The sequence below is a fragment of the Streptococcus mitis genome (assembly GCF_016658865.1).
Classification (GTDB): Bacteria; Bacillota; Bacilli; order Lactobacillales; family Streptococcaceae; genus Streptococcus; species Streptococcus mitis_BT.
In genome coordinates this window covers 1,809,323-1,835,353 of record NZ_CP067992.1, presented here as the reverse complement: position 1 = coordinate 1,835,353, position 26,031 = coordinate 1,809,323, and the positions used below count along the sequence as shown (strand labels likewise).

The following is a 26,031-nucleotide window of genomic DNA, read 5'->3' as shown; positions in this document are numbered from 1 at the left end:
TAAACTCCTAAAACTTTTTCATAATAATCTCCCTATAAAAAATAGAGTCGCCCAATCAGGCGACTTATTTTTTTGAAAAATGGGCTTGGTGCCTGAGAATAATACTCAATGAAAACCAAAGTGCAAACTAGGAAGCTAGCCGCAGGTTGCTCAAAACACTGTTTTGAGGTTGCAGATAGAGCTGACGTGGTTTGAATTTGATTTTCGAAGAGTATAAATAGCTTAGTGATAGAAGAAAATGGGGAAATATGGTATAATGAAACGATAGATTTTTGAATAGGAATAAGATCATGTTTGGATTTTTTAAGAAAGATAAGGCTGTGGAAGTTGAGGTTCCGACACAGGTTCCTGCTCATATCGGCATCATCATGGATGGGAATGGCCGTTGGGCTAAAAAACGTATGCAACCGCGAGTCTTCGGACACAAGGCGGGCATGGAAGCATTGCAAACTGTGACCAAGGCAGCCAACAAACTAGGCGTTAAGGTTATTACAGTCTATGCTTTTTCTACAGAAAACTGGACCCGCCCAGATCAGGAAGTCAAGTTTATCATGAACTTGCCAGTAGAGTTTTATGATAATTATGTCCCGGAATTGCATGCTAATAATGTTAAGATTCAAATGATTGGGGAAACGGACCGCCTACCTAAGCAAACCTTTGAAGCTCTGACCAAGGCTGAGGAATTGACTAAGAACAACACAGGTTTGATTCTTAATTTTGCCCTCAACTATGGTGGACGTGCGGAGATTACACAGGCTCTTAAGTTGATTTCTCAGGATGTTTTAGATGCCAAAATCAATCCTGGTGACATTACAGAGGAATTGATTGGCAACTATCTCTTTACCCAGCATTTGCCTAAGGAGTTACGAGACCCAGACTTGATTATCCGTACTAGTGGAGAATTGCGTTTGAGCAATTTCCTTCCATGGCAGGGAGCCTATAGTGAGCTCTATTTTACGGACACCTTGTGGCCTGATTTTGACGAGATAGCCTTGCAGGAAGCCATTCTTGCCTACAATCGTCGTCATCGCCGATTTGGAGGAGTTTAGGAGGAAATATGACACAGGATTTACAGAAAAGAACCTTGTTTGCAGGGATTGCCCTGGCTATTTTCCTACCAATTTTAATGATTGGTGGCCTCTTGCTTCAGATAGCAATTGGAATCATAGCCATGCTAGCCATGCATGAACTTTTGAAGATGAGAGGTCTAGAGACCATGACTATGGAGGGCCTCTTAACCCTCTTTGCAACCTTTGCTTTGACCATTCCCTTGGAGAATTATCTGACTTTTTTACCAGTTGATGGGAATGTGGTTGCCTATAGTGTTTTGATTTCAATTATGTTAGGAACGACTGTTTTTAGCAAGTCTTATACGATTGAGGATGCTGTTTTCCCGCTTGCTATGAGTTTCTACGTGGGCTTTGGTTTTAATGCTCTATTAGATGCTCGCGTTGCAGGTTTAGATAAGGCTCTATTGGCCTTGTGTATCGTCTGGGCTACCGACAGTGGTGCCTATCTTGCTGGGATGAACTTTGGGAAACGGAAACTGGCTCCAACGGTTTCTCCAAATAAAACCTTTGAGGGTGCCTTGGGTGGTATTTTAGGTGCTATTTTAGTAACCATCATCTTTATGATGTTTGACAATACAGTTGCTCTTCCGTATGGAATTTACAAGATGTCAGTCTTTGCTATTTTCTTTAGCATAGCTGGACAATTTGGTGATTTACTAGAAAGTTCGATCAAGCGTCACTTTGGTGTCAAAGATTCTGGGAAATTTATCCCTGGACATGGTGGTGTTTTGGATCGTTTCGATAGTATGCTGCTCGTATTTCCAATCATGCACTTATTTGGGCTCTTTTAATCAAAAGACGGAGGAAATACTATGCTCGGAATTTTAACCTTTATTCTGGTTTTCGGGATTATTGTGGTGGTGCACGAGTTCGGGCACTTCTACTTTGCCAAGAAATCAGGGATTCTAGTGCGTGAATTTGCCATTGGTATGGGACCCAAAATCTTTGCTCATATTGGCAAGGATGGGACGGCTTATACCATTCGAATCTTGCCTCTTGGGGGCTATGTTCGAATGGCTGGTTGGGGTGATGATACAACTGAAATTAAGACAGGAACTCCTGTCAGTTTGACGCTTACTGATGATGGTAAGGTTAAACGCATCAATCTCTCAGGTAAAAAATTGGATCAAACAGCTCTTCCTATGCAGGTGACCCAGTTTGACTTTGAAGACAAGCTCTTTATCAAAGGACTGGTTCTGGAAGAAGAAAAAACATTTGCAGTGGATCACGATGCAACGGTTGTGGAAGCAGATGGTACTGAGGTTCGGATTGCACCTTTAGATGTCCAATATCAAAATGCGACTATCTGGGGGAAACTGATTACCAACTTTGCAGGCCCTATGAACAACTTTATCTTAGGTGTCGTTGTTTTCTGGATTTTAATCTTCATGCAGGGTGGTGTCAGAGATGTCGATACCAACCAGTTCCATATTATGCCTCAAGGGGCTTTGGCTAAGGTAGGAGTACCAGAAACGGCACAAATTACCAAGATTGGCTCACATGAGGTTAGCAACTGGGAAAGTTTGATTCAGGCTGTGGAATCAGAAACCAAAGATAAGACGGCCCCGACCTTGGATGTGACTATTTCTGAAAATGGTAGTGACAAACAAGTCACTGTTAGTCCGGAAGAAAGTCAAGGCCGTTACCTTCTAGGTGTTCAACCGGGGATTAAGTCAGATTTTCTATCCATGTTTGTAGGTGGTTTTACAACTGCTGCTGACTCGGCCCTCCGAATTCTATCGGCTCTGAAAAATTTGATTTTCCAACCAGATTTGAACAAACTAGGTGGACCTGTTGCCATCTTTAAGGAAAGTAGTGATGCTGCTAAAAATGGAATTGAGAATGTCTTGTACTTCTTGGCAATGATTTCCATCAATATTGGGATTTTTAATCTTATTCCGATTCCAGTCCTGGATGGTGGTAAGATTGTGCTCAATATCCTAGAAGCCATCCGCCGCAAACCATTGAAACAAGAAATTGAAACCTATGTCACCTTGGCCGGAGTGGTCATCATGGTTGTCTTGATGATTGCTGTGACCTGGAATGACATCATGCGACTCTTTTTTAGATAATCGAGGAATATTATGAAACAAAGTAAAATGCCTATCCCAACGCTTCGCGAAATGCCAAGCGATGCTCAAGTTATCAGCCATGCTCTTATGTTGCGAGCTGGTTATGTTCGTCAAGTCTCAGCAGGTGTTTATTCTTACCTACCGCTTGCTAATCGTGTGATTGAAAAAGCTAAAAATATCATGCGCCAAGAATTTGATAAGATTGGTGCCGTTGAGATGTTGGCTCCTGCCCTCCTCAGTGCAGAATTGTGGCGCGAATCAGGTCGTTACGAAACTTATGGTGAAGACCTTTACAAACTAAAAAATCGTGAAAAATCAGACTTTATCCTAGGTCCAACTCACGAAGAAACCTTTACAGCTATTGTCCGTGATTCTGTTAAGTCTTACAAGCAATTGCCACTCAACCTTTACCAAATCCAACCTAAGTATCGTGATGAAAAACGCCCACGTAATGGACTTCTTCGTACACGTGAGTTCATCATGAAGGATGCTTACAGCTTTCACGCTAACTATGATAGCTTGGACAGTGTTTATGATGAGTACAAAGCTGCTTATGAGCGTATTTTCACTCGTAGTGGTTTAGATTTCAAGGCAATTATTGGTGACGGTGGAGCTATGGGTGGTAAGGATAGCCAAGAATTTATGGCCATTACACCTGCTCGTACAGACCTTGACCGCTGGGTCGTCTTGGACAAGTCAGTTGCTTCATTTGATGAGATTCCTGCGGAAGTGCAAGAAGAAATCAAGGCAGAATTGCTCAAATGGATGGTCTCTGGTGAAGATACCATTGCTTACTCAAGTGAGTCTAGCTATGCGGCTAACTTGGAAATGGCAACAAACGAGTACAAACCAAGCAACCGTGTTGTCGCTGAAGAAGAAGTGACTCGTGTTGCAACTCCAGATGTTAAATCAATTGATGAAGTTGCAGCCTTTCTCAATGTTCCAGAAGAACAAACGATTAAAACCCTCTTCTACATGGCAGATGGTGAGCTTCTTGCAGCCCTTCTAGTTGGAAATGACCAACTCAATGAAGTTAAGTTGAAAAACCACTTGGGAGCAGATTTCTTTGACGTTGCAAGTGAAGAAGAAGTGGCAAATGTTGTTCAAGCAGGATTTGGTTCACTTGGCCCAGTTGCTTTGCCAGAGAATATTAAAATTATTGCAGATCGTAAAGTGCAAGATGTTCGCAATGCAGTTGTCGGTGCTAACGAAGATGGCTACCATTTGACTGGTGTGAACCCAGGCCGTGATTTTACTGCAGAATATGTGGATATCCGCGAAGTTCGTGAGGGTGAAATTTCCCCAGACGGGCAAGGAGTCCTTAACTTTGCGCGTGGTATCGAAATTGGTCACATCTTTAAACTCGGCACTCGCTATTCAGCAAGCATGGGAGCAGATGTTTTGGATGAAAATGGCCGTGCTGTGCCAATTATCATGGGATGTTACGGTATCGGTGTCAGCCGTCTACTTTCAGCAGTGATGGAGCAACACGCTCGCCTCTTTGTTAACAAAACACCAAAAGGTGAATACCGTTACGCTTGGGGAATCAATTTCCCTAAAGAATTGGCACCATTTGATGTACACTTGATTACTGTTAATGTCAAGGACGAAGAAGCGCAAGCCTTGACAGAAAAGCTTGAAGCAAGCTTGATGGGAGCTGGTTATGAAGTCTTGACAGATGACCGTAACGAACGTGTTGGTGTTAAATTCAGCGATAGCGACTTGATTGGATTGCCAATCCGTATTACTGTTGGTAAAAAAGCGGCCGATGGTATCGTAGAAGTGAAGATTAAAGCGACTGGTGACACTATCGAAGTTCATGCAGATAACTTGCTTGAAACGCTTGAAATTCTCAGCAAGAAATAAAAACTATAATCAGAAGAAAAACAAGGAAAAAATGTAACTAGTTTTTACCTTGTTTTTTCTGTATAATGGGAAAAATGAGTAGATAAAGAGGTAAATGTATGCTAAGATTTCCAAAGGATTTTGTCTGGGGATCCTCTACTTCTGGACCACAAACAGAAGGACGTGTAGCTGGTGACGGTAAGGGAGATAATCTCTGGGATTATTGGTACCAAGTGGAGCCAAATCGTTACTATAATGGGATTGGTCCAGATAAAACATCAACCTTTTATGAAAATTGGGAAAAGGATATCGACCTCTTGTTAGAAACTGGTCACACGGCCTTTCGGACTTCTATTCAGTGGTCACGGATTTTTCCACAAGGGCGTGGGGAAGTCAATCCTCAAGGTGTGGATTTCTATCGTAAGGTTTTTGAGGCTATTAAGGCTAAAGAGATTCGTCTTTTAGTCAATCTTTATCATTTTGATTTACCTTTTGCCCTTCAAGAGGATGGTGATGGTTGGGAAAATAAGGCGACTGTCTCAGCCTATGAAGACTATGCTCGTTTTTGTTTTGAGACTTATGGAGATTTAGTGGATCAATGGATTACCTTTAACGAGCCCATCGTTCCAGTAGAATTTGGCTATTTTTACGATGCCCATTATCCACATAAGGTGGATGCAGAGGCAGCCGTTAAAGTAGCTTATCATACACAATTGGCTAGCAGTCGGGCGGTTAAGGCTTGTCATGAACTCTTGCCTGATTCCAAGATTGGGATTGTCCTCAACTTGACACCGGCTTATCCACGTAGCCAGCATCCTGCTGATGTTAAGGCAGCTCGCATTGCGGACCTTTTTCAGTCCCAATCTTTCTTAGATCCGTCTGTTTTGGGGACTTATCCACAGGAGTTGGTAGAAATCTTGCATGAACAAGGTCTCTTGCCTGATGCTACAGAGGAGGAGTTGAAGCTCATTCGTGACAATACAGTGGACTTCCTTGGTGTCAACTACTATCAACCTTTGCGTGTTATGGCGCCTCGATTTGCTAAGCATCCAGAGAGTCCACTCTTGCCAGAACATTTTTATGAGCCTTATGTGATGCCTGGACGTAAAATTAATCCTCACCGTGGCTGGGAGATTTATGAGCAAGGGATTTATGACATTGCCCAAAATATCAAGGAAAATTATGGCAATATCAAGTGGATGTTGACAGAGAATGGTATGGGTGTTGAAGGGGAAGAAAAATTCCGTGATAATGGAATGATTCAAGATGATTACCGTATTGACTTTGTAAAAGGTCATCTTCGTGAACTGCACCGTGCCATTGAAGACGGAGCCAATTGTAAGGGCTACTTGATTTGGACCTTTATCGATTGCTGGTCATGGCTCAACAGCTATAAAAATCGCTATGGTTTGGTCGAATTAGACTTGGAAACGCAAGAACGTCGTCTGAAAAAATCAGGGCACTGGTTCAAGGAATTAAGCGATAATAATGGATTTTAAAAAGGACTCTGACTGATTATCCTAATTGGTCAGAGTTTTTTGCTTACAGGAGCTTAATTTGAACTATACCAATTTTTACTCTTGACAAGTTAAAGAAACAAGTATATACTGTTTTTGCTGATTCTATAAAAGAGGAATTAGACTATACCAATTTTAAGGAGAAAGCACAGCTGGTCTGTGTCGTATATACTATGTGTGGAATTGTTGGTGTTGTTGGAAACACAAATGCAACTGATATTTTGATTCAAGGACTTGAAAAGCTCGAATACCGTGGCTATGATTCTGCGGGAATTTTTGTCCTAGGTGGTGCTGAAAATCACCTAGTAAAAGCTGTAGGCCGTATCGCAGAATTGTCTGCCAAGACAGCTGGTGTTGAGGGAACAACTGGTATTGGACATACTCGTTGGGCGACTCATGGAAAACCAACTGAAGACAATGCTCACCCACATCGCTCTGAGACTGAACGTTTTGTTTTGGTGCACAATGGGGTGATTGAGAACTACCTTGAAATCAAGGAAGAATACCTTGCAGGTCACCACTTTAAGGGGCAAACAGATACTGAAATCGCTGTTCACTTGATTGGAAAATTTGCGGAAGAAGATGGCTTGTCAGTTCTTGAAGCCTTCAAAAAAGCTCTTCACATCATCCGTGGTTCTTATGCCTTTGCCTTGGTTGACTCACAAGATCCTGAAGTCATCTACGTGGCTAAAAATAAATCACCACTTTTGATTGGTCTTGGGGAAGGCTACAATATGGTTTGTTCAGACGCCATGGCTATGATTCGTGAAACCAACCAATACATGGAAATCCATGACCAAGAATTGGTAATTGTTAAGGCTGATAGTGTGGAAGTTCAAGACTATGATGGCAACAGTCGTGAGCGTGCTAGTTACACTGCTGAACTTGACTTGTCAGATATCGGTAAGGGAACTTATCCTTACTACATGCTCAAGGAAATCGATGAGCAACCAACGGTGATGCGTAAACTCATCCAAGCCTACACAGATGAGGCTGGTCAAGTTGTTGTAGACCCAGCTATTATCAAGGCCGTTCAAGACGCAGACCGTATCTACATCCTTGCAGCTGGAACATCTTACCACGCAGGATTTGCTTCTAAGAAAATGTTGGAAGAATTGACAGATACACCAGTTGAGCTTGGAATTTCATCTGAGTGGGGCTATGGTATGCCACTTCTCAGCAAGAAACCACTTTTCATCTTTATCAGCCAGTCTGGTGAAACAGCGGATAGCCGTCAGGTTTTGGTTAAGGCTAATGAAATGGGAATCCCAAGCTTGACAGTGACAAATGTCCCAGGTTCAACTCTTTCTCGTGAAGCTAATCATACCATGCTTCTTCATGCAGGTCCTGAAATTGCCGTGGCATCAACTAAGGCTTATACAGCGCAAATCGCAGCCCTTGCCTTCCTTGCAAAAGCAGTCGGAGAAGCAAATGGTAATGCTAAAGCGCAAGCCTTTGACCTAGTTCATGAGTTGTCAATCGTAGCTCAATCTATCGAATCAACTCTTTCAGAGAAAGAAGCCATTGAAGCCAAGGTTCGTGAGCTTCTTGAAACAACTCGCAACGCCTTTTATATCGGACGTGGTCAAGATTACTATGTAGCCATGGAAGCAAGTCTCAAACTCAAAGAGATTTCTTACATCCAGTGTGAAGGTTTTGCGGCAGGAGAACTTAAGCACGGGACTATTGCCTTGATTGAAGAAGGAACACCTGTCTTGGCGCTCTTGTCAGATCCAGTTCTTGCCAACCACACTCGTGGAAATATCCAAGAGGTGGCAGCTCGTGGTGCCAAGGTTCTCACTATAGCAGAAGAAAATGTTGCCAAAGATACAGACGATATCGTCCTTACGACTGTACACCCTTACCTCTCACCAATTTCAATGGTTGTGCCAACGCAATTGGTCGCTTACTTTGCAACTCTGCACCGTGGGCTAGATGTGGATAAACCACGTAACCTTGCTAAATCAGTAACGGTAGAATAAGTTAAAAAAGTCTAGTTATCTAGGCTTTTTCTTGTGAGCAAATTGGTTGCTTGTACTCAAGTTTCGTGTTAGAATAATTTTTCAAATTGAAGGACAGAGTAGATAGGGAGAATGGATATGGTAGAATTGGGAATTTCAACATTTGGGGAAACAACGGAGCTTGAAGGAATTGGGCAAACTTACAGTCATGCCGAACGCATTCGTCAGTTGGTGGCGGAGATTGAGCTGGCTGACAAGGTTGATTTGGATGTATATGGGATTGGTGAGCACCATCGAGCGGATTTTGCGGTATCAGCCCCAGAGATTGTCCTGGCGGCTGGGGCAGTCAATACTAAGAAAATCCGTTTGACCAGTGCAGTCAGCATTCTCTCGAGCATGGATCCGATTCGCTTGTTCCAACAGTATGCCACTATCGATGCTTTGTCAAATGGGCGAGCGGAGATTATGGCTGGAAGGGGTTCTTTCACGGAATCTTTTCCCTTGTTTGGATATGATTTGAAAGACTACGAAGTCCTTTTTGATGAGAAATTAGACTTGCTTCAGTTAGTCAATGAAAAGACCAAGTTAGACTGGCAAGGTCGCTTGACCCAAACAATCTCTGGTAAAGAAGTTTATCCTCGTCCGGTTCAGGACAAATTGCCCTTGTGGATAGCGACAGGTGGTCATGTAGAATCAACAGTGAAGATTGCTCAGGCGGGGCTGCCGATTGTCTATGCTATTATTGGTGGCAATCCGCGTTATTTTAAAAAATTGATTCAGGCTTATCGTGAGATTGGTAGAGATGCCGGTCATGCAGAAAAATATCTGAAAGTGGGAGCCCATTCTTGGGGTTGGATTGCTGAAGATGGCAAGCAGGCTGTAAAAGATTATTTCCATCCGACCAATCAAGTGGTGGATGCTATTTCTAAAGATCGTCCACACTGGCAGGAATTGCGTTATGAGCAATATTTGGAGCAAGTTGGGCCAAATGGTGCTATGTTTGTGGGCAATCCAGATCAGGTGGCAGAAAAATTGATTCGCATGATTGAAGACTTAGGTTTGGACCGCTTCATGCTCCATCTACCGCTTGGTTCCATGCCTCATGATCAAGTTCTAAGAGCTATTGAACTCTTCGGAACACAAGTAGCACCCAAAGTTCGGGCTTACTTTGCCATGAAAGAGGCTTAATAAAAAATCCTAATCAGGCTTATTAGGAAAATAAATATTGTACAAAACTCAATCCCCCGAGCGTTAAGGCTTGGGGGATAGTTCTATAGGAGGGCTAGTTTAGTTCTCTTTTTTGTTTTTTAGCAAGAACCCGAGACCTAGAAGAGCAAGGAGACTAATTCCTGCAAACAGGAGTTTGTGATCATTTTTGGTTCCTGTATTTGGTAGTTTAGCTTGTGAATCAGCTGTAGCTTGGTTAGGTTTATTTTCTGAATCAGCTACTTTTGTGTCTGGTTTTGCAGAATCAGGTTTAGTTTGTGGAGCTGGAGTTTGCTGTTCCGGTTTGACTACTCGGTTTGACATATTGTCTTGGCTGTTATTTTGCCCTTGTTCTTGTTTTAAGCTAGAAAGATCAAATTCTGGTTTCTCTTCCACAGCTGGGGCAACGATGGCACCGCCTTGAGCGATTCGAAGAACAGTAGCTGTAAGGGCATTTAATTTCAAGCCTTTTTCGGTCCATTCAAGTCCTTTCGGGTTGGCAATTCCTACTGGTCCTGCTTGGTTTTCATCTGCCAAAACTTCAGCATTTCTGAGGTGGTCGAAGGCAGTTCCCAAATTAAATTCGCGAGCTTTTTCGTCCGCATTGACAAAGACTGCGTAGATATCACCGTTTGGAGCAGTGATTTGGTAACCGATCACTACATCCTCTTTCTCCACACCATTTTGACCTGGGACAGTGATGAGGCGGATACGGTCTTTGATATCTTGAAGACTCTTAAGTCGGAAGGCATCTGTAGATTGACGAAGGGCAATCAACCCTTTCATATAGTCACGGCTCTTGACATTTTCAGGATATGCTTTTCCATCTGTAGCCTTAGTCCAGTCAAACTTGTTGACTGCATCGCTAGAATCGTAAGAGTCATGGATGAAGTAAGGATAGTCAAATGGATTGCCGTCCTTATCACGCAACAAGTGAGATTTGTTTGGTTGTTTGTCCTCTGCTACTGGAGACTTGTAGGCTGGGTCACGGAATTGTTTAGTACGTCCGTATTCCTGACCAGAGTGGATAAATGGAGTTCCTTGAGCTGTCAAGACCATGAGATTTCCAAGTCGCAAACGACGATGGATTTCAGCATAGTTTTCAGCCTTGCTTGGGTCTTTTTTAATAGATTGGGCGATGATGTCAAAGAGGGTCAAGTTATCATGGGCTGCGATGTATTGGATGACATCTCCAGGACTGTCAGCTTCAAAGTTGGTTGGCTGAGCAATGAGATTTTTGAAAATAGTGTTGATATCACGCTTGCCACCTGTGATAAAGGCAGGTTGACCTTCGTTTGGATAACCAGACTTGAGGTTGTTACGGATGTCGTCGGAAAATACTGCTACAGTATCGGTATGTTTCATCCAATCTTGGTCAGCAGCTTTAGTAGGCATATTTTCATCACCAGCATAGGTTCTCCAACCTTCCCCCAGCATGATTAAGTTTGGATTGAGGGCGCGTGCAGCCTTGTACGCTTCTTCGATAGAAGTGGCATCGTGGTCTCCCATCATATCGAAACGGAAGCCATCTACTTTGTAGGTATCAACTAGATATTTGATAGAGTCAACTAGGAGCCGTTTGGTCATATAGTGGGTTGTCCCCAAGCGTCCACCACCAAAGCTAGTTCGAGGTGTTCCATCGGCATCCATAAAGTGATAGTAGTTTGGCTCCAAATCTTCAAAGATATCGACTTTGGCTGTATGGTTATAAACTACGTCCAGGATGGCTCCCATGCCACGTTTGTGGATTTCGTTGATGAGATTTTTGAATTCTGCGATTCGTTTTTCTGGATTCTTAGGATTGCTTGAGTACATACCAGTCAAGGAGAAGTAGTTTTGAGGGTCATATCCCCAGTTGTAGTTGCTGTTGCTTGAAGCATAGTCAGATAAGCGTTCGTGGTTCTTCAACTCATTGACAAAGTAGTAAGACAAGACTGGAAGGAGCTGGATGTGGGTTACACCCAAGTTTTTGAGGTAGTCTAGTTTTTCGATAAAGGCTTCAAAGGTACCAAATGGCTTAGTCAAATCTTTTGCGATGGCAGGATCTGAAGTGAAGTCACGCACATGAGCTTCATAGATGACAGCATCTTCGCGCGATTTGAAGTTGCGAATCTTACCATAAGTCAAGTCTTGAGGTCCGAGTTTAGCTGGATCTACAAAGGCGGCTTTAGCCACTTTATGGGCATCGTCAATCTTAGCATCGTCACTATTCCAAGCAGCGAGGGATTTAGCGTAAGGATCGAGTGCAAGAACAGTTTTACCTTGGCGCTCGATTTGGTAGTGGTAGTAGTAGCCAGTGTAGTTGCTGATGCCGAGACCAGAGTTTTCATTCAGAGTTTGTTTCCAGGTTCCTTTTTCTCCTTTTTCAAGGGCGACAGTTCCAACTACTTTTTCAGGGTCTTTCTTGTCGTAGACAACGACAGAAACCTTATCGGCACTTGGAGACCAGAGGGTGAGGTCAACACGCTTGCCATCTTCTTTCAGAGTTGCGCCGAGTGGCCCATCGTAACTGTAGGACTCATCCTTGAGGCGCCAGCTTGTTTTGGTAGTGAATTTGTCAGAGTTGTAGCTAACGGTATAAGGATGTTTTGTGTCAGAGAAATCTCCGCTGTAGGTCACTTTCTTACCAGCCTCATCGATTGTAACATCAGTGATAGTTACTTTGTTTCCTAGATGATTAGTGATGCTGGAGTGTTTGAGGATATCCTCTTTTTTAACTCCGACAAGTGTTGAAAAACTACTTTCAATGCTAGAAGTTCCTACGTGTTGAGCTCCTGTCATGCGGATATCGTGCACATAGTAGGGGTTGGTGTAGATGGTTTCGTCATCATCTTTTAGGAAAATTTGGCTATGATTTTTCAAATCTGTGAACTTATAATCTTCTTTACGGATTTTCACATCGTCTCCTTGTTTGTTTCTGTCTAGTAATAAAAATCCAAGATCTTTTGCTGCATCTTTGAGTGGAATATCAATATAGCGCCCATATTTGCCTGTAGCCGTAAAGTCTGTTCCGTTAGGCCATTCACCACTACTTGGATTTTTCACATCTCCCCAGTACCAGAGAGATTTCTTGTCATAGTTGCCATCTGTACGGTAGTAGTTGACGCGAATAGTTCCTGCAGGTTGTGGCTCGTAAGAGAAAACCTTGTGATCTTGGTCCAACCAAGCCTCATTCATTTTTGGTGCCAGTTTCTCTACAGATTTATCACCGGTTAGATTTTTCCCAGCTGTATTATTGATGAGGAAGCTAATTTTCTTGGCTTGTTCTCCCTTTAATTTGACATCTAGGTAGTAGCCATAGTCATCTTTTTTGGCATCCTTAAAGGACAAGGCTCCGTTAGGCCAATTTTCAGATGGTTTTTCAACATCGTCCCAAGTCCAAAGACCTTGAGAATCCTTGTTTTCTTCAGGGAGTTTCTTTACATGGATGCGGAAGTGGTTATCTGCGATGGGTTCTTCTGCTTTAGTTTCAGTCGCTGCTGGACTAATAGCAGTAGTTGGCTCATTGGAACGATCTTGTCCGGTTTGTGGTGCTGAATCGGCTGGGCTTGAAACAGGAGTTGTTGGCTCTGTTGCAGGTTTTTCTTCTTTTTTTTCTAGGGAAGCGTTTGCATTTTTAGGCGAAGAAATATCACTTTCGTTCTTATCAGAGTTAACTGCTGTATCAGTAAGAGGTTGGGCAAGGGCAGTAGTAGTTTCGTTACTAGTTCCCTTATTGCTTGTAGTATTTTCGTTGGCTGAGATAGTTGGTGTAGCCATGGCAAGCAGAATAAGGCTTGCTCCAATAAGGACAGAACCAGTTCCATTTTTGAGGGAACGGATGCTGTAAATCATTTTTTTCTCAGTGTGAGATGGTATTTTTCTCATAATGATTCTCCAATCAATAAATTTCTATATCAGTATAGCACTTAGTAAAATAAGATGCAAGCGTTTTCCTAAAATTAAACTAAAAGAAAAAATAGCAACAAATTTTGTTACGATTCAGCCAGTCTTTTTTATAGGAAAAGATTTTGTCAAAAATTCGTCAATCCCCTTGAAAAATCTAGCTAAATAGGGTATAATATGAGTAATCATTTGTCGTAGGTTTTGTCTGAAATATTGTCCAGACAAGGCTCACAGCAGTTAAATCTTCTGAAAAAGTCAGATTTAGCTGCTCTTTTTGTGCTTTTTTTCAGGATTTTGAGTACTTGTAACAAAGACTTAAAGATTCTGAAAATTTATCAAGAGGACACGGTGATAGGGGTTTTTAAAACCATATGACGATTAGAAAAGCCTGATTGACAAGGCTTGGAACTTATTTACAAAGGAGAATCATCTTGGCAGGACATGACGTTCAATACGGGAAACATCGTACCCGTCGTAGTTTTTCAAGAATCAAAGAAGTTCTTGACTTACCAAATTTGATTGAAATTCAAACTGACTCATTCAAAGATTTCCTAGACCACGGTCTTAAGGAAGTGTTTGAAGATGTATTGCCAATTTCAAACTTCACAGACACAATGGAGTTGGAATTTGTTGGATATGAAATCAAGGAACCAAAATATACGCTAGAAGAAGCTCGTATTCACGATGCTAGCTACTCAGCACCAATTTTTGTAACCTTCCGCTTGATCAATAAAGAAACAGGCGAAATCAAAACCCAAGAAGTTTTCTTTGGTGATTTCCCAATCATGACAGAAATGGGTACCTTCATCATCAATGGTGGTGAACGTATCATCGTGTCTCAGTTGGTCCGCTCACCAGGTGTTTACTTTAACGATAAAGTTGATAAAAACGGTAAAGTGGGCTACGGTTCAACTGTTATCCCTAACCGTGGAGCTTGGTTGGAACTTGAAAGTGACTCAAAAGATATCGCCTACACTCGTATCGACCGTACTCGTAAGATTCCATTTACGACATTGGTTCGTGCGCTTGGTTTCTCAGGTGATGATGAAATTTTTGATATCTTTGGTGATAGTGAATTGGTTCGCAACACTGTTGAAAAAGATATCCATAAGAACCCAATGGACTCTCGTACAGACGAAGCTTTGAAAGAAATTTACGAACGCCTTCGTCCAGGTGAGCCTAAGACTGCTGAAAGTTCACGTAGCTTGCTTGTGGCTCGTTTCTTTGACCCACGTCGTTATGACTTGGCAGCTGTTGGTCGTTACAAAATCAATAAAAAACTCAATGTTAAAACACGCTTGCTTAACCAAACTATTGCTGAGCCATTGGTAGACCCTGAAACAGGAGAAATCTTGGTAGAAGCTGGTACAATCATGACTCGTAGCGTGATTGAAAGCATCGAAAGCTATTTGGATGGAGACTTGAACAAGATTGTCTACATTCCAAATGATGCAGCGGTTGTGACTGAGCCAGTTGTTCTTCAAAAATTCAAGGTTGTTGCTCCAACTGATCCAGACCGTGTCGTAACAATCATTGGTAATGCTAATCCAAATGACAAGGTTCGTATCGTCACTCCTGCAGATATCCTTGCTGAGATGAGCTACTTCCTTAACTTGGCGGAAGGACTTGGCCGTGTAGATGATATCGACCACCTTGGAAACCGTCGTATCCGTGCGGTTGGTGAATTGCTTGCCAATCAAGTACGTCTTGGACTTTCTCGTATGGAACGTAATGTCCGTGAACGTATGTCTGTTCAAGATAATGAAGTCTTGACACCACAACAAATTATCAATATTCGTCCTGTAACAGCTGCGGTGAAAGAATTCTTTGGTTCATCACAGTTGTCACAGTTCATGGACCAACACAACCCGCTTTCTGAGTTGTCTCACAAACGCCGTTTATCAGCCTTAGGACCTGGTGGTTTGACACGTGACCGTGCTGGATATGAAGTACGTGACGTGCACTACACTCACTATGGTCGTATGTGTCCGATCGAGACACCTGAAGGACCTAACATCGGTTTGATCAATAACTTGTCATCTTACGGGCACTTGAACAAATATGGTTTTGTTCAAACACCATACCGTAAAGTTGACCGTGAAACAGGTGTTGTTACGAACGAAATCGTTTGGTTGACAGCCGATGAAGAAGATGAATTTACTGTAGCACAGGCTAATTCTCGTCTGAATGAAGATGGAACATTTGCTGAGAAAGTTGTCATGGGACGTCACCAAGGGGTCAACCAAGAGTATCCAGCTAATGTTGTTGACTATATGGACGTATCACCAAAACAGGTAGTTGCCGTTGCGACAGCATGTATTCCTTTCTTGGAAAACGATGACTCCAACCGTGCCCTTATGGGAGCCAACATGCAACGTCAGGCTGTACCATTGATTAATCCTAAAGCACCTTACGTTGGTACTGGTATGGAATACCAAGCAGCCCACGATTCAGGAGCTGCTGTGATTGCTCAGTATGACGGTAAAGTTACCTATGCAGATGCTGACAAGGTAGAAGTTCGTCGTGAAGATGGTTCATTGGACGTTTACCACATCCAAAAATTCCGTCGTTCAAACTCAGGTACTGCTTACAACCAACGTACGCTTGTTAAAGTTGGCGATGTCGTTGAAAAAGGCGATTTCATCGCTGACGGACCTTCTATGGAAAATGGAGAAATGGCGCTTGGACAAAACCCAATCGTTGCCTACATGACTTGGGAAGGTTACAACTTCGAGGATGCTGTTATCATGAGCGAACGCTTGGTTAAAGACGATGTCTACACATCTGTTCACCTTGAAGAATACGAATCAGAAACACGCGATACAAAGCTTGGGCCTGAAGAAATCACTCGTGAAATTCCAAACGTTGGTGAAGATGCCCTTAAAGACCTTGACGAAATGGGTATTATCCGTATCGGTGCTGAGGTTAAAGAAGGTGATATCCTTGTAGGTAAAGTAACACCTAAGGGTGAGAAAGACCTTTCAGCTGAAGAACGTCTCTTGCACGCTATCTTCGGAGATAAATCTCGTGAAGTGCGTGATACTTCTCTTCGTGTACCACACGGTGCCGATGGTGTCGTTCGTGATGTTAAGATCTTTACACGTGCCAATGGAGATGAATTGCAATCAGGTGTTAATATGCTGGTTCGCGTCTACATCGCTCAAAAACGTAAGATCAAGGTCGGAGATAAGATGGCCGGACGTCACGGAAACAAAGGGGTTGTCTCTCGTATCGTTCCTGTAGAAGACATGCCTTACCTTCCAGATGGAACTCCAGTCGATATCATGTTGAACCCACTTGGGGTGCCATCACGTATGAATATTGGTCAGGTTATGGAGCTCCACCTTGGTATGGCGGCTCGTACTCTTGGTATTCATATCGCAACACCAGTCTTTGACGGAGCAAGTTCTGAAGACCTTTGGTCAACTGTTAAAGAAGCTGGTATGGATAGCGATGCCAAAACAATCCTTTACGATGGCCGTACTGGGGAACCATTTGATAACCGTGTTTCTGTCGGAGTCATGTACATGATCAAACTCCACCACATGGTTGACGATAAATTGCACGCGCGTTCTGTCGGACCTTACTCAACTGTTACCCAACAACCACTCGGAGGTAAAGCTCAGTTTGGTGGACAACGTTTCGGTGAGATGGAGGTTTGGGCTCTTGAAGCCTACGGTGCGTCAAATGTCCTTCAAGAAATCTTGACTTACAAGTCTGACGATATCAACGGACGTTTGAAAGCTTATGAAGCCATTACAAAAGGAAAACCAATTCCAAAACCAGGTGTTCCAGAATCCTTCCGAGTTCTTGTCAAAGAATTGCAATCTCTTGGTCTTGACATGCGTGTCCTAGACGAAGATGACCAAGAAGTGGAACTTCGTGACTTGGATGAAGGAATGGACGAAGATGTCATCCACGTAGATGACCTTGAAAAAGCCCGCGAAAAAGCAGCCCAAGAGGCTAAAGCAGCCTTTGAAGCTGAAGAAGCTGAGAAAGCAACAAAAGCGGAAGCAACAGAAGAAGCTGCTGAACAAGAATAAGCAGTTCACTTAGAATAGAAAGGGAAGAAATAGTGGTTGATGTAAATCGTTTTAAAAGTATGCAAATCACCCTAGCTTCTCCAAGCAAAGTCCGTTCATGGTCTTATGGAGAAGTCAAAAAACCTGAAACAATCAATTACCGTACCTTGAAACCAGAACGTGAAGGACTCTTTGATGAAGTTATCTTTGGTCCTACAAAAGACTGGGAATGTGCTTGTGGTAAGTACAAACGCATTCGTTACAGAGGAATTGTTTGTGACCGTTGTGGGGTTGAAGTGACGCGTACAAAAGTTCGTCGTGAGCGTATGGGGCATATCGAATTGAAAGCTCCTGTATCTCACATCTGGTACTTCAAGGGGATTCCAAGCCGTATGGGCTTGACCCTTGATATGAGTCCCCGTGCCCTCGAGGAAGTTATCTACTTTGCGGCTTATGTGGTGATTGATCCTAAGGATACACCACTTGAGCACAAGTCTATCATGACAGAGCGCGAATACCGTGAGCGCTTGCGTGAGTATGGTTATGGATCGTTCGTTGCCAAGATGGGTGCCGAAGCTATCCAAGACCTCTTGAAACAAGTAGATCTTGAAAAAGAAATTGCTGAACTCAAAGAAGAGTTGAAAACAGCTACTGGACAAAAACGTGTCAAAGCCATCCGTCGTTTGGATGTTTTGGATGCCTTTTACAAGTCTGGAAACAAACCTGAATGGATGATTCTCAATATCCTTCCGGTTATTCCACCAGATCTTCGTCCAATGTTGCAGTTGGATGGTGGCCGTTTTGCCTCATCTGACCTGAATGACCTTTACCGCCGTGTTATCAACCGTAACAACCGTTTGGCTCGTTTGCTTGAGTTGAATGCACCAGGTATTATCGTTCAAAATGAGAAGCGTATGCTTCAAGAAGCAGTTGACGCTTTGATTGACAATGGTCGTCGTGGTCGTCCAATCACAGGACCAGGTAGCCGTCCATTGAAATCATTGAGCCACATGCTTAAAGGTAAACAAGGACGCTTCCGTCAAAACTTGCTCGGTAAACGTGTTGACTTCTCAGGACGTTCTGTTATCGCCGTTGGTCCAACGCTTAAGATGTACCAATGTGGTGTGCCACGTGAAATGGCGATCGAGCTCTTTAAACCATTCGTGATGCGTGAAATTGTTGCCCGTGATATCGTGCAAAACGTCAAAGCTGCTAAACGCTTGGTGGAACGCGGAGATGAGCGTATCTGGGATATCCTTGAAGAAGTGATTAAAGAACACCCAGTGCTTTTGAACCGCGCACCGACCCTTCACCGTTTGGGTATCCAAGCCTTCGAGCCAGTCTTGATTGATGGTAAGGCCCTTCGCTTGCACCCGCTTGTCTGTGAAGCCTACAATGCCGACTTTGACGGGGACCAAATGGCCATCCACGTACCGCTTTCAGAAGAAGCCCAAGCAGAAGCTCGTATCTTGATGCTAGCTGCTGAGCACATCTTGAATCCGAAAGATGGTAAACCAGTTGTTACTCCGTCTCAGGACATGGTTTTGGGTAACTACTACTTGACTATGGAAGAAGCTGGTCGTGAAGGTGAAGGAATGGTCTTCAAAGACCGTGACGAAGCGGTTATGGCTTACCGTAATGGTTATGTTCACCTCCACTCACGTGTTGGTATCGCAACAGACAGCCTCAACAAGCCTTGGACAGAAGAGCAAAAACATAAGGTCTTGCTCACAACAGTTGGTAAAATCCTCTTCAACGACATCATGCCAGAGGGGCTACCATACTTGCAAGAACCAAATAATGCCAACTTGACAGAAGGCGTTCCAGCTAAATATTTCTTGCCACTTGGTGGAGATATCAAGGAAGCTATCAGCAATCTTGAGCTTAACCCTCCATTCAAGAAGAAAAACCTTGGGAATATCATCGCTGAAATCTTCAAACGTTTCCGTACGACAGAAACTTCTGCCCTACTTGACCGTATGAAGAACCTCGGTTACCACCACTCAACTCTTGCAGGATTGACAGTGGGTATTGCCGATATTCCAGTCGTTGATGACAAGGCTGAAATCATTGAAGAATCACACAAACGTGTAGAACAAATCACAAAACAATTCCGTCGTGGTATGATTACAGACGACGAGCGTTACAATGCCGTTACAGCTGAATGGCGTGCTGCCCGTGAAAAACTAGAGAAACGTTTGATTGCCAACCAAGATCCTAAGAACCCAATCGTTATGATGATGGACTCTGGAGCCCGTGGTAATATCTCAAACTTCTCACAGCTTGCCGGTATGCGTGGTCTGATGGCTGCTCCGAACGGACGCATCATGGAATTGCCAATCCTTTCAAACTTCCGCGAAGGTTTGTCAGTACTCGAAATGTTCTTCTCAACTCACGGTGCCCGTAAAGGTATGACCGATACGGCCCTTAAGACAGCCGACTCAGGTTACTTGACTCGTCGTTTGGTTGACGTTGCCCAAGACGTTATCATCCGTGAGGATGACTGTGGAACTGACCGTGGTCTCTTGATCCGTTCTATCGCAGAAGGAAAAGAAATGATCGAGTCACTCGAAGAGCGTCTCAATGGTCGTTACACTAAGAAAACTGTTAAACATCCAGAAACTGGTGCAGTGATCATCGGTCCAAATGAGTTGATTACAGAAGACAAGGCGCGTGAAATTGTCAATGCTGGTGTGGAAGAAGTTACTATCCGCTCTGTATTTACATGTAACACTCGTCATGGTGTCTGCCGTCACTGTTATGGTATCAACTTGGCGACTGGTGATGCGGTTGAAGTCGGTGAAGCAGTTGGTACAATCGCTGCCCAATCTATCGGGGAACCTGGTACACAGCTTACAATGCGTACCTTCCACACGGGTGGGGTTGCCTCAAATACCGATATCACTCAGGGTCTTCCTCGTGTCCAAGAAATCTTTGAAGCTCGCAACCCTAAAGGGGAAGCGGTTATCACAGAGGTTAAAGGACAAGTTACAGCTATCGAAGAAGATGCATCAACTCGTACTAAGAAAGTCTTTGTTAAGGGTGAAACTGGCGAAGGGGAGTATGTCGTTCCATTTACAGCTCGTATGCGTGTTGAAGTTGGAGACCAAGTAGCGCGTGGTGCTGCTCTGACAGAAGGTTCTATCCAACCAAAACGTCTCCTTGCAGTTCGTGATGTCTTGTCAGTTGAAACTTACCTTCTCGGTGAAGTACAAAAAGTTTACCGTAGCCAAGGGGTAGAAATCGGTGACAAACACATCGAGGTAATGGTTCGTCAAATGATCCGTAAAGTTCGTGTCATGGATCCAGGTGACACAGATCTTCTCATGGGTACCCTCATGGATATCAATGACTTTACAGATGCCAACAAAGATGTCCTTATTGCAGGTGGAGTTCCAGCGACAGGTCGCCCAGTTCTTATGGGAATTACCAAAGCCTCACTTGAAACCAACAGTTTCTTGTCAGCGGCTTCCTTCCAGGAAACAACTCGTGTCCTTACTGACGCGGCTATCCGTGGTAAGAAAGACCATCTCCTTGGACTTAAAGAAAATGTTATCATCGGTAAGATCATCCCAGCAGGTACTGGTATGGCCCGTTACCGTAACCTTGAACCACAAGCTATCAACGAAGAAGAATACCTTAATCCTCCAGTAGAGGAAGAAGGAAATGAAGAGACAACAGAAGTAGTTGTGGACACTGCCGTTGAAACTGTGGAAGAAACAGTAGAATAAGAGAGAATGAGAGAGCCTTCGGGTTCTCTTTCTCTTTTCTGAAAACTTTCTCCATTTTTCCATGAAATGTGGTAAAATAAAAGAAAGAAGCTGACAAAGGAGACGGGTATGGAACAAACATTCTTTATCATTAAACCAGATGGTGTAAAAAGAGGATTAGTAGGTGAAGTGTTGAAACGCATCGAACAACGTGGCTTTACAATCGAAAAATTGGAGTTGCGTTCACAGGTTTCAGAAGAGTTGATTGATCAGCACTATCAGGACTTGGTTGGTCAAAGTTTTTACCCACCGATTCGTGAATTTATGACTTCAGGCCCAGTTCTTGTAGGTATCATTTCTGGTCCCAAAGTAATTGAAACTTGGCGGACCATGATGGGTGCTACTCGTCCAGAGGAAGCTTTACCAGGAACTATTCGAGGTGATTTTGCAAAAGCTGCTGGAGAAAACCAAGCTATTCAAAATGTTGTGCATGGTTCAGATTCAGAAGAGTCAGCTAAGCGAGAAATTACTCTTTGGTTTGACGGAAAGTAGTAAAAGTTTGATGTAAGGGTTACTTGCATCAAACTTTTTTGCATTTTAGAGTAGAAAATTGACAGTTGAGAAATATTCTAGCAATGGTGAGGATTTCTAGCCTATAATAAGAGCAAGTAAGGGAGGAAGAATGATGGAAAGAATGAAAAAGCAAATTCGTATTTTGTTATTGCTGACAGTTTTTGGTATTAGTAGCTGTTCTTGTTTAAGTTTATCGACTTGGGCCTTGATGTTAAATCAAAACTGCTTCTATTATTTAGTAGGTATGTTGCTCCTTGCCAGTATTGGGGCAGGGATAAACTACTATAGAGGGCAGGGAAATCAATCTTATTCAGTTTTTAAGGAAGATAAGCAACAATTCTTGTATAGTCTCTTGCTATTAGTAAATATTTTGGGTTTAGCTTTAATTGTCATAGAACATATCCTTGCAGGAAATACATCCGTAGAAGGGGGTGTGGAAGCCTTTCTACCGAGTTTCTTTTTCTTATTTGGTATTGATTTGTTAGTTTTTCTGCCGATTCAGAAGTATGTAAATGGATTGAAAAAGATTTTTGGAAAGAAGGAAATGTGTTTTATTAGTGGATTAGCTATTCTAATCTTTCTCAGAAATCCTTGGATGCTATTATCCATGATCTTTTATATTGCCTTGGGAATGCTATTTCTAGAACTGTTGGTGCCAAAAGTCATTCGTTGGGAAGTTTCATTTTACAGTCATTTGATGAGAGATATCTTGTTAGTTGTCTTTTTACTGTTCCTATTTTAAAATCATAACAAGGACTGGCTCAAGTTTTTAATTCATAATATGGAATTCAGAGATAATACCTAGACAAAGAACAAGTTTTTGGTATAATAGAAACATGTACACTAAAAACGAAGAAGAGTTACAGTCCTTAGGGGAACGTTTGGGCTATTTATTAGAAAAGAATGATGTCTTAATTCTAACTGGAGAACTTGGAGCAGGCAAAACGACCTTTACAAAAGGTCTTGCTAAAGGATTAAAGATTACTCAGATGATTAAGAGTCCAACCTACACTATCGTAAGAGAGTATGAAGGTCGTCTTCCTCTTTATCATTTAGATGTTTACCGCATTGAGGGGGATGCTGATTCTATTGATTTAGATGAGTTTCTCTTTGGTGGCGGGGTGACTGTCATCGAGTGGGGACATCTTTTAGGTGATGCCTTACCAGATACTTATTTAGAATTGGAAATTCTAAAAGAAGAAGACGGTCGCAGGCTGAATTTCCAAGCAAAGGGTTTACGTGCAGAAAAACTCTTAGAGGAGCTTCAACATGGAGTATGAGTTGCTCATTAGGGAAGCAGAAGTTGAAGATGCGGCTGAGTTAGTATCATTTTTAAATCGTGTCAGTGTAGAAACAGATTTTACCAGTCTGGACAGGGATGGCATTTTGATGACAGATACTGAGATGGAGTTGTTTTTGGATAAACAGGCTCATTCAGAAAATCAAATCACTTTACTAGCCTTGCTGAATGATGAAATTGCTGGTATTGTAAATATTACAGCTGACCAGCGCAAGAGAGTTCGGCATATTGGAGATCTCTTCATTGTGATTGGTAAGAAGTATTGGAATAATGGACTGGGGAGTTTGTTACTTGAAGAAGTTGTAGAATGGGCGCAGGTTAGTGGCATTCTTCGTAGACTTCAACTCACTGTCCAAACTCGTAATCAGGCTGCAGTTCATTTATATCAAAAGAATGGTTTTGTCATTGAAGGTAGACAAGATCGCGGTGCGTACATAGAAGAAGGGAAATTTATAGATGTTTACCTGATGGGTAGACTGATAGATTGATAGAAATATGGTTAAAAAAATTATTGGAATGGTGCTAGCTTTTCTAGCTGTGACAGTTTTGGGTGTCGGTGTTTTTGCTTATACCATTTATCAGCAAGGCACACAAACCTTATCAAAGACCTATAAAAAAATAGGGGAAGAAACCAATGTTATTGAGGCGACTGAACCCTTAACGATCCTTTTAATGGGGGTTGATACTGGAAACGTAGAACGAACTGACCCTTGGGAGGGAAATAGTGATTCCATGATTCTCTTAACGGTTAATCCGCACACGAAAAAGACAACGATGTTAAGTTTGGAACGTGATATCTTGACTAAAATTCAGCATAAAGATGGTAGTGTTGAGGAAGCTAAACTAAATGCTGCCTATGCTGGTGGTGGTGCGGAATTGGCAATCTCAACTATCCAGAAAATGATGAATATTCATATCGATCGTTACGTTATGGTGAATATGCAGGGACTGCAACAATTGGTTGATGCAGTTGGCGGGGTGACTGTAAATAATACACTCGGTTTTCCAATTTCGATTACTGACCAGGAAGAATTTAATAAAATTTCCATTGGTGTTGGACAGCAAACTCTAAATGGTGAAGAAGCGCTTGTTTATTCTCGCATGCGCTACCAAGATCCAGAAGGGGACTACGGACGTCAGAAGCGTCAGCGTGAAGTCATTCAAAAGGTTGTTGAAAAAGTTCTTAGCTTGAATAGTGTTAGTCACTATCAGTCTATCTTAAAAGCCCTAAGTACCAATATGCAGACCAACATTGATTTATCAGCGAAAAGTATTCCACAATTACTTGGTTATCAAGATTCCTTCAAGAATATTGAAACACATCAATTGCGAGGAGAAGATGCTGAACTGCAGGGCATTTCTTACCAGATTGTTACAACTGAGCATATGTTAGAAATGCAAAATCTCTTACGTCGTTCACTAGGTAAAGAGGAAGTAACTGAAGTAGAAACCAATGCTGTGTTATACGAAGCAATTCTTGGAAGAACTGCTACACCAACGAATGCTTCAAGTGTAGAAATAGAACAAAATTAATAATGAAATCGTGGGAAATTTCCTGCGATTTTTTCAAAAAAATACGAATAGATAGGTAGGAGGAAACATGAAAGCAGAAATCATTGCTGTTGGAACAGAGATTTTGACAGGACAGATTGTTAATACCAATGCCCAGTTTTTGTCGGAAAAACTAGCAGAGATTGGGGTAGATGTATATTTTCAGACGGCTGTAGGAGACAATGAAGCTCGTCTCTTATCCCTGCTTGAGATTGCCAGTCAACGTAGCAGTCTGGTGATTTTGACAGGTGGTTTGGGGCCAACTGAGGACGATCTAACCAAACAAACCCTAGCTAAATTTTTAGGGAAAGAATTAGTCTTTGATCCTCAGGCGCAGGAGAAGTTGGATGTCTTTTTTGCCCAGAGACCAGACTATGCCCGAACACCGAATAACGAAAGACAAGCTCAGCTTGTAGAAGGGGCGACTCCACTACCAAACGAAACAGGACTGGCTGTGGGGGGAATATTGGAAGTAGATGGAGTGACCTATGTCGTCCTTCCCGGTCCACCAAGTGAATTAAAACCCATGGTTTTAAATCAACTTCTACCTAAGTTGATGACAGGGAGTAAGCTATATTCCCGAGTTCTTCGTTTCTTTGGGATTGGCGAAAGTCAGTTGGTTACGATTTTGGCTGATTTAATTGATAATCAAACCGATCCTACCTTGGCTCCTTATGCTAAGACAGGGGAGGTAACTCTACGTCTGTCAACAAAGGCTAGCAGTCAAGAAGAAGCGAATCAAGTGCTGGATATCTTGGAAAATCAAATCTTGGACCACCAGACTTTCGAAGGAATTTCTTTACGAGATCTTTGTTATGGTTATGGGGAAGAAACTAGTTTAGCTAGCATTGTGGTAGAAGAACTGAAAAGGCAGGGGAAAACCATCACGGCTGCTGAGAGTTTGACGGCTGGTCTTTTCCAAGCTAGGGTAGCGGATTTTTCGGGTGCTTCAAGTATATTTAAGGGTGGTTTTGTAACCTATAGCTTGGAGGAAAAATCAAAGATGTTGGATATTCCTGTCAAGGATTTGGAAGAACAGGGTGTGGTGTCTGAATATACAGCTCAGAAGATGGCTGAGCAGGCACGAATCAAGACCCAGTCTGATTTTGGCCTTAGTTTGACTGGAGTGGCAGGACCAGATAGCCTAGAAGGGCACCCAGCTGGGACAGTCTTTATAGGCTTGGCTCAAGGGCAAGGAACTGAGGTCATAAAGGTCAATATTGGAGGCAGAAGTCGAGCAGATGTACGTCATATTGCGGTTATGCATGCCTTTAACCTAGTTCGCAAGGCTTTATTAAGTGACTAACTTTTGATATAAT

At 42.7% G+C, this 26,031-nt stretch carries 16 protein-coding genes; 15 read left to right on the top strand and 1 reads right to left on the bottom strand.

Annotation, left to right across the window (positions count from 1 at the left end; genetic code table 11):
* Positions 1-290: 290 nt before the first annotated feature.
* From JJN14_RS08935 to JJN14_RS08905, 7 genes are all read left to right on the top strand, one after another.
* Positions 291-1,049, top strand: coding sequence for an isoprenyl transferase (locus tag JJN14_RS08935; RefSeq protein ID WP_000466723.1), 759 nt, complete (start codon positions 291-293; stop codon positions 1,047-1,049).
* 8 nt (positions 1,050-1,057) lie between these two features.
* On the top strand, positions 1,058-1,861 hold the full coding sequence (locus tag JJN14_RS08930; RefSeq protein ID WP_201058470.1) for a phosphatidate cytidylyltransferase: 804 nt from the start codon (positions 1,058-1,060) through the stop codon (positions 1,859-1,861).
* Between the two features lie 21 nt (positions 1,862-1,882).
* The gene (rseP, locus tag JJN14_RS08925) at positions 1,883-3,142 is read left to right on the top strand and encodes an RIP metalloprotease RseP (protein WP_201058469.1); all 1,260 of its coding nucleotides are present in this window, start codon (positions 1,883-1,885) and stop codon (positions 3,140-3,142) included.
* A gap of 12 nt (positions 3,143-3,154) precedes the next feature.
* Entirely contained in the window at positions 3,155-5,008 is a 1,854-nt protein-coding gene (locus JJN14_RS08920; protein WP_201058468.1) for a proline--tRNA ligase, read from the top strand.
* 98 nt (positions 5,009-5,106) lie between these two features.
* The gene (bglA, locus tag JJN14_RS08915) at positions 5,107-6,486 is read left to right on the top strand and encodes a 6-phospho-beta-glucosidase (RefSeq protein ID WP_201058467.1); all 1,380 of its coding nucleotides are present in this window, start codon (positions 5,107-5,109) and stop codon (positions 6,484-6,486) included.
* 191 nt (positions 6,487-6,677) lie between these two features.
* Positions 6,678-8,486: a glutamine--fructose-6-phosphate transaminase (isomerizing) gene (glmS, locus tag JJN14_RS08910; RefSeq protein WP_201058466.1), complete on the top strand. Its 1,809-nt coding sequence runs from the start codon at positions 6,678-6,680 to the stop codon at positions 8,484-8,486.
* Positions 8,487-8,603: 117 nt separating this feature from the next.
* Positions 8,604-9,653: an LLM class flavin-dependent oxidoreductase gene (locus JJN14_RS08905; protein WP_201058465.1), complete on the top strand. Its 1,050-nt coding sequence runs from the start codon at positions 8,604-8,606 to the stop codon at positions 9,651-9,653.
* Positions 9,654-9,752: 99 nt separating this feature from the next.
* Here JJN14_RS08905 and JJN14_RS08900 read toward each other — a convergent pair whose 3' ends face one another.
* A complete protein-coding gene (locus tag JJN14_RS08900; protein ID WP_201058464.1) occupies positions 9,753-13,538 on the bottom strand; it encodes a pullulanase in 3,786 nt (1,261 codons plus the stop codon).
* Positions 13,539-13,987: 449 nt separating this feature from the next.
* Here JJN14_RS08900 and rpoB point away from each other — a divergent pair, with 449 nt between their 5' ends.
* The 8 genes from rpoB (at position 13,988) to JJN14_RS08860 (ending at position 26,018) form a co-directional block, all read left to right on the top strand.
* The gene (gene rpoB, locus JJN14_RS08895; protein ID WP_201058463.1) at positions 13,988-17,599 is read left to right on the top strand and encodes a DNA-directed RNA polymerase subunit beta; all 3,612 of its coding nucleotides are present in this window, start codon (positions 13,988-13,990) and stop codon (positions 17,597-17,599) included.
* Between the two features lie 32 nt (positions 17,600-17,631).
* Positions 17,632-21,309 carry a DNA-directed RNA polymerase subunit beta' gene (rpoC, locus tag JJN14_RS08890; protein ID WP_049487426.1) on the top strand — a complete coding sequence of 1,226 codons (3,678 nt, stop codon included), beginning with the start codon at positions 17,632-17,634 and terminating at the stop codon, positions 21,307-21,309.
* 108 nt (positions 21,310-21,417) lie between these two features.
* Positions 21,418-21,840: a nucleoside-diphosphate kinase gene (gene ndk / locus JJN14_RS08885; protein ID WP_049552313.1), complete on the top strand. Its 423-nt coding sequence runs from the start codon at positions 21,418-21,420 to the stop codon at positions 21,838-21,840.
* A 130-nt stretch (positions 21,841-21,970) separates the two neighbouring features.
* Positions 21,971-22,603, top strand: a complete 633-nt coding sequence (locus JJN14_RS08880; RefSeq protein WP_236253691.1) for a competence protein — start codon at positions 21,971-21,973, stop codon at positions 22,601-22,603.
* Positions 22,604-22,697: 94 nt separating this feature from the next.
* Positions 22,698-23,141 carry a tRNA (adenosine(37)-N6)-threonylcarbamoyltransferase complex ATPase subunit type 1 TsaE gene (gene tsaE / locus JJN14_RS08875; RefSeq protein WP_201058462.1) on the top strand — a complete coding sequence of 148 codons (444 nt, stop codon included), beginning with the start codon at positions 22,698-22,700 and terminating at the stop codon, positions 23,139-23,141.
* Positions 23,131-23,649, top strand: a complete 519-nt coding sequence (locus tag JJN14_RS08870) for a GNAT family N-acetyltransferase (RefSeq protein ID WP_201058461.1) — start codon at positions 23,131-23,133, stop codon at positions 23,647-23,649. Before tsaE ends, JJN14_RS08870 begins: the two co-directional genes overlap by 11 nt.
* A 7-nt stretch (positions 23,650-23,656) precedes the next feature.
* The gene (gene brpA, locus JJN14_RS08865; RefSeq protein ID WP_049487428.1) at positions 23,657-24,694 is read left to right on the top strand and encodes a biofilm formation/cell division transcriptional regulator BrpA; all 1,038 of its coding nucleotides are present in this window, start codon (positions 23,657-23,659) and stop codon (positions 24,692-24,694) included.
* Positions 24,695-24,761: 67 nt separating this feature from the next.
* Complete coding sequence (locus JJN14_RS08860; protein WP_201058460.1) at positions 24,762-26,018, top strand: competence/damage-inducible protein A; 1,257 nt, start codon at positions 24,762-24,764, stop codon at positions 26,016-26,018.
* Positions 26,019-26,031: the final 13 nt, after the last annotated feature.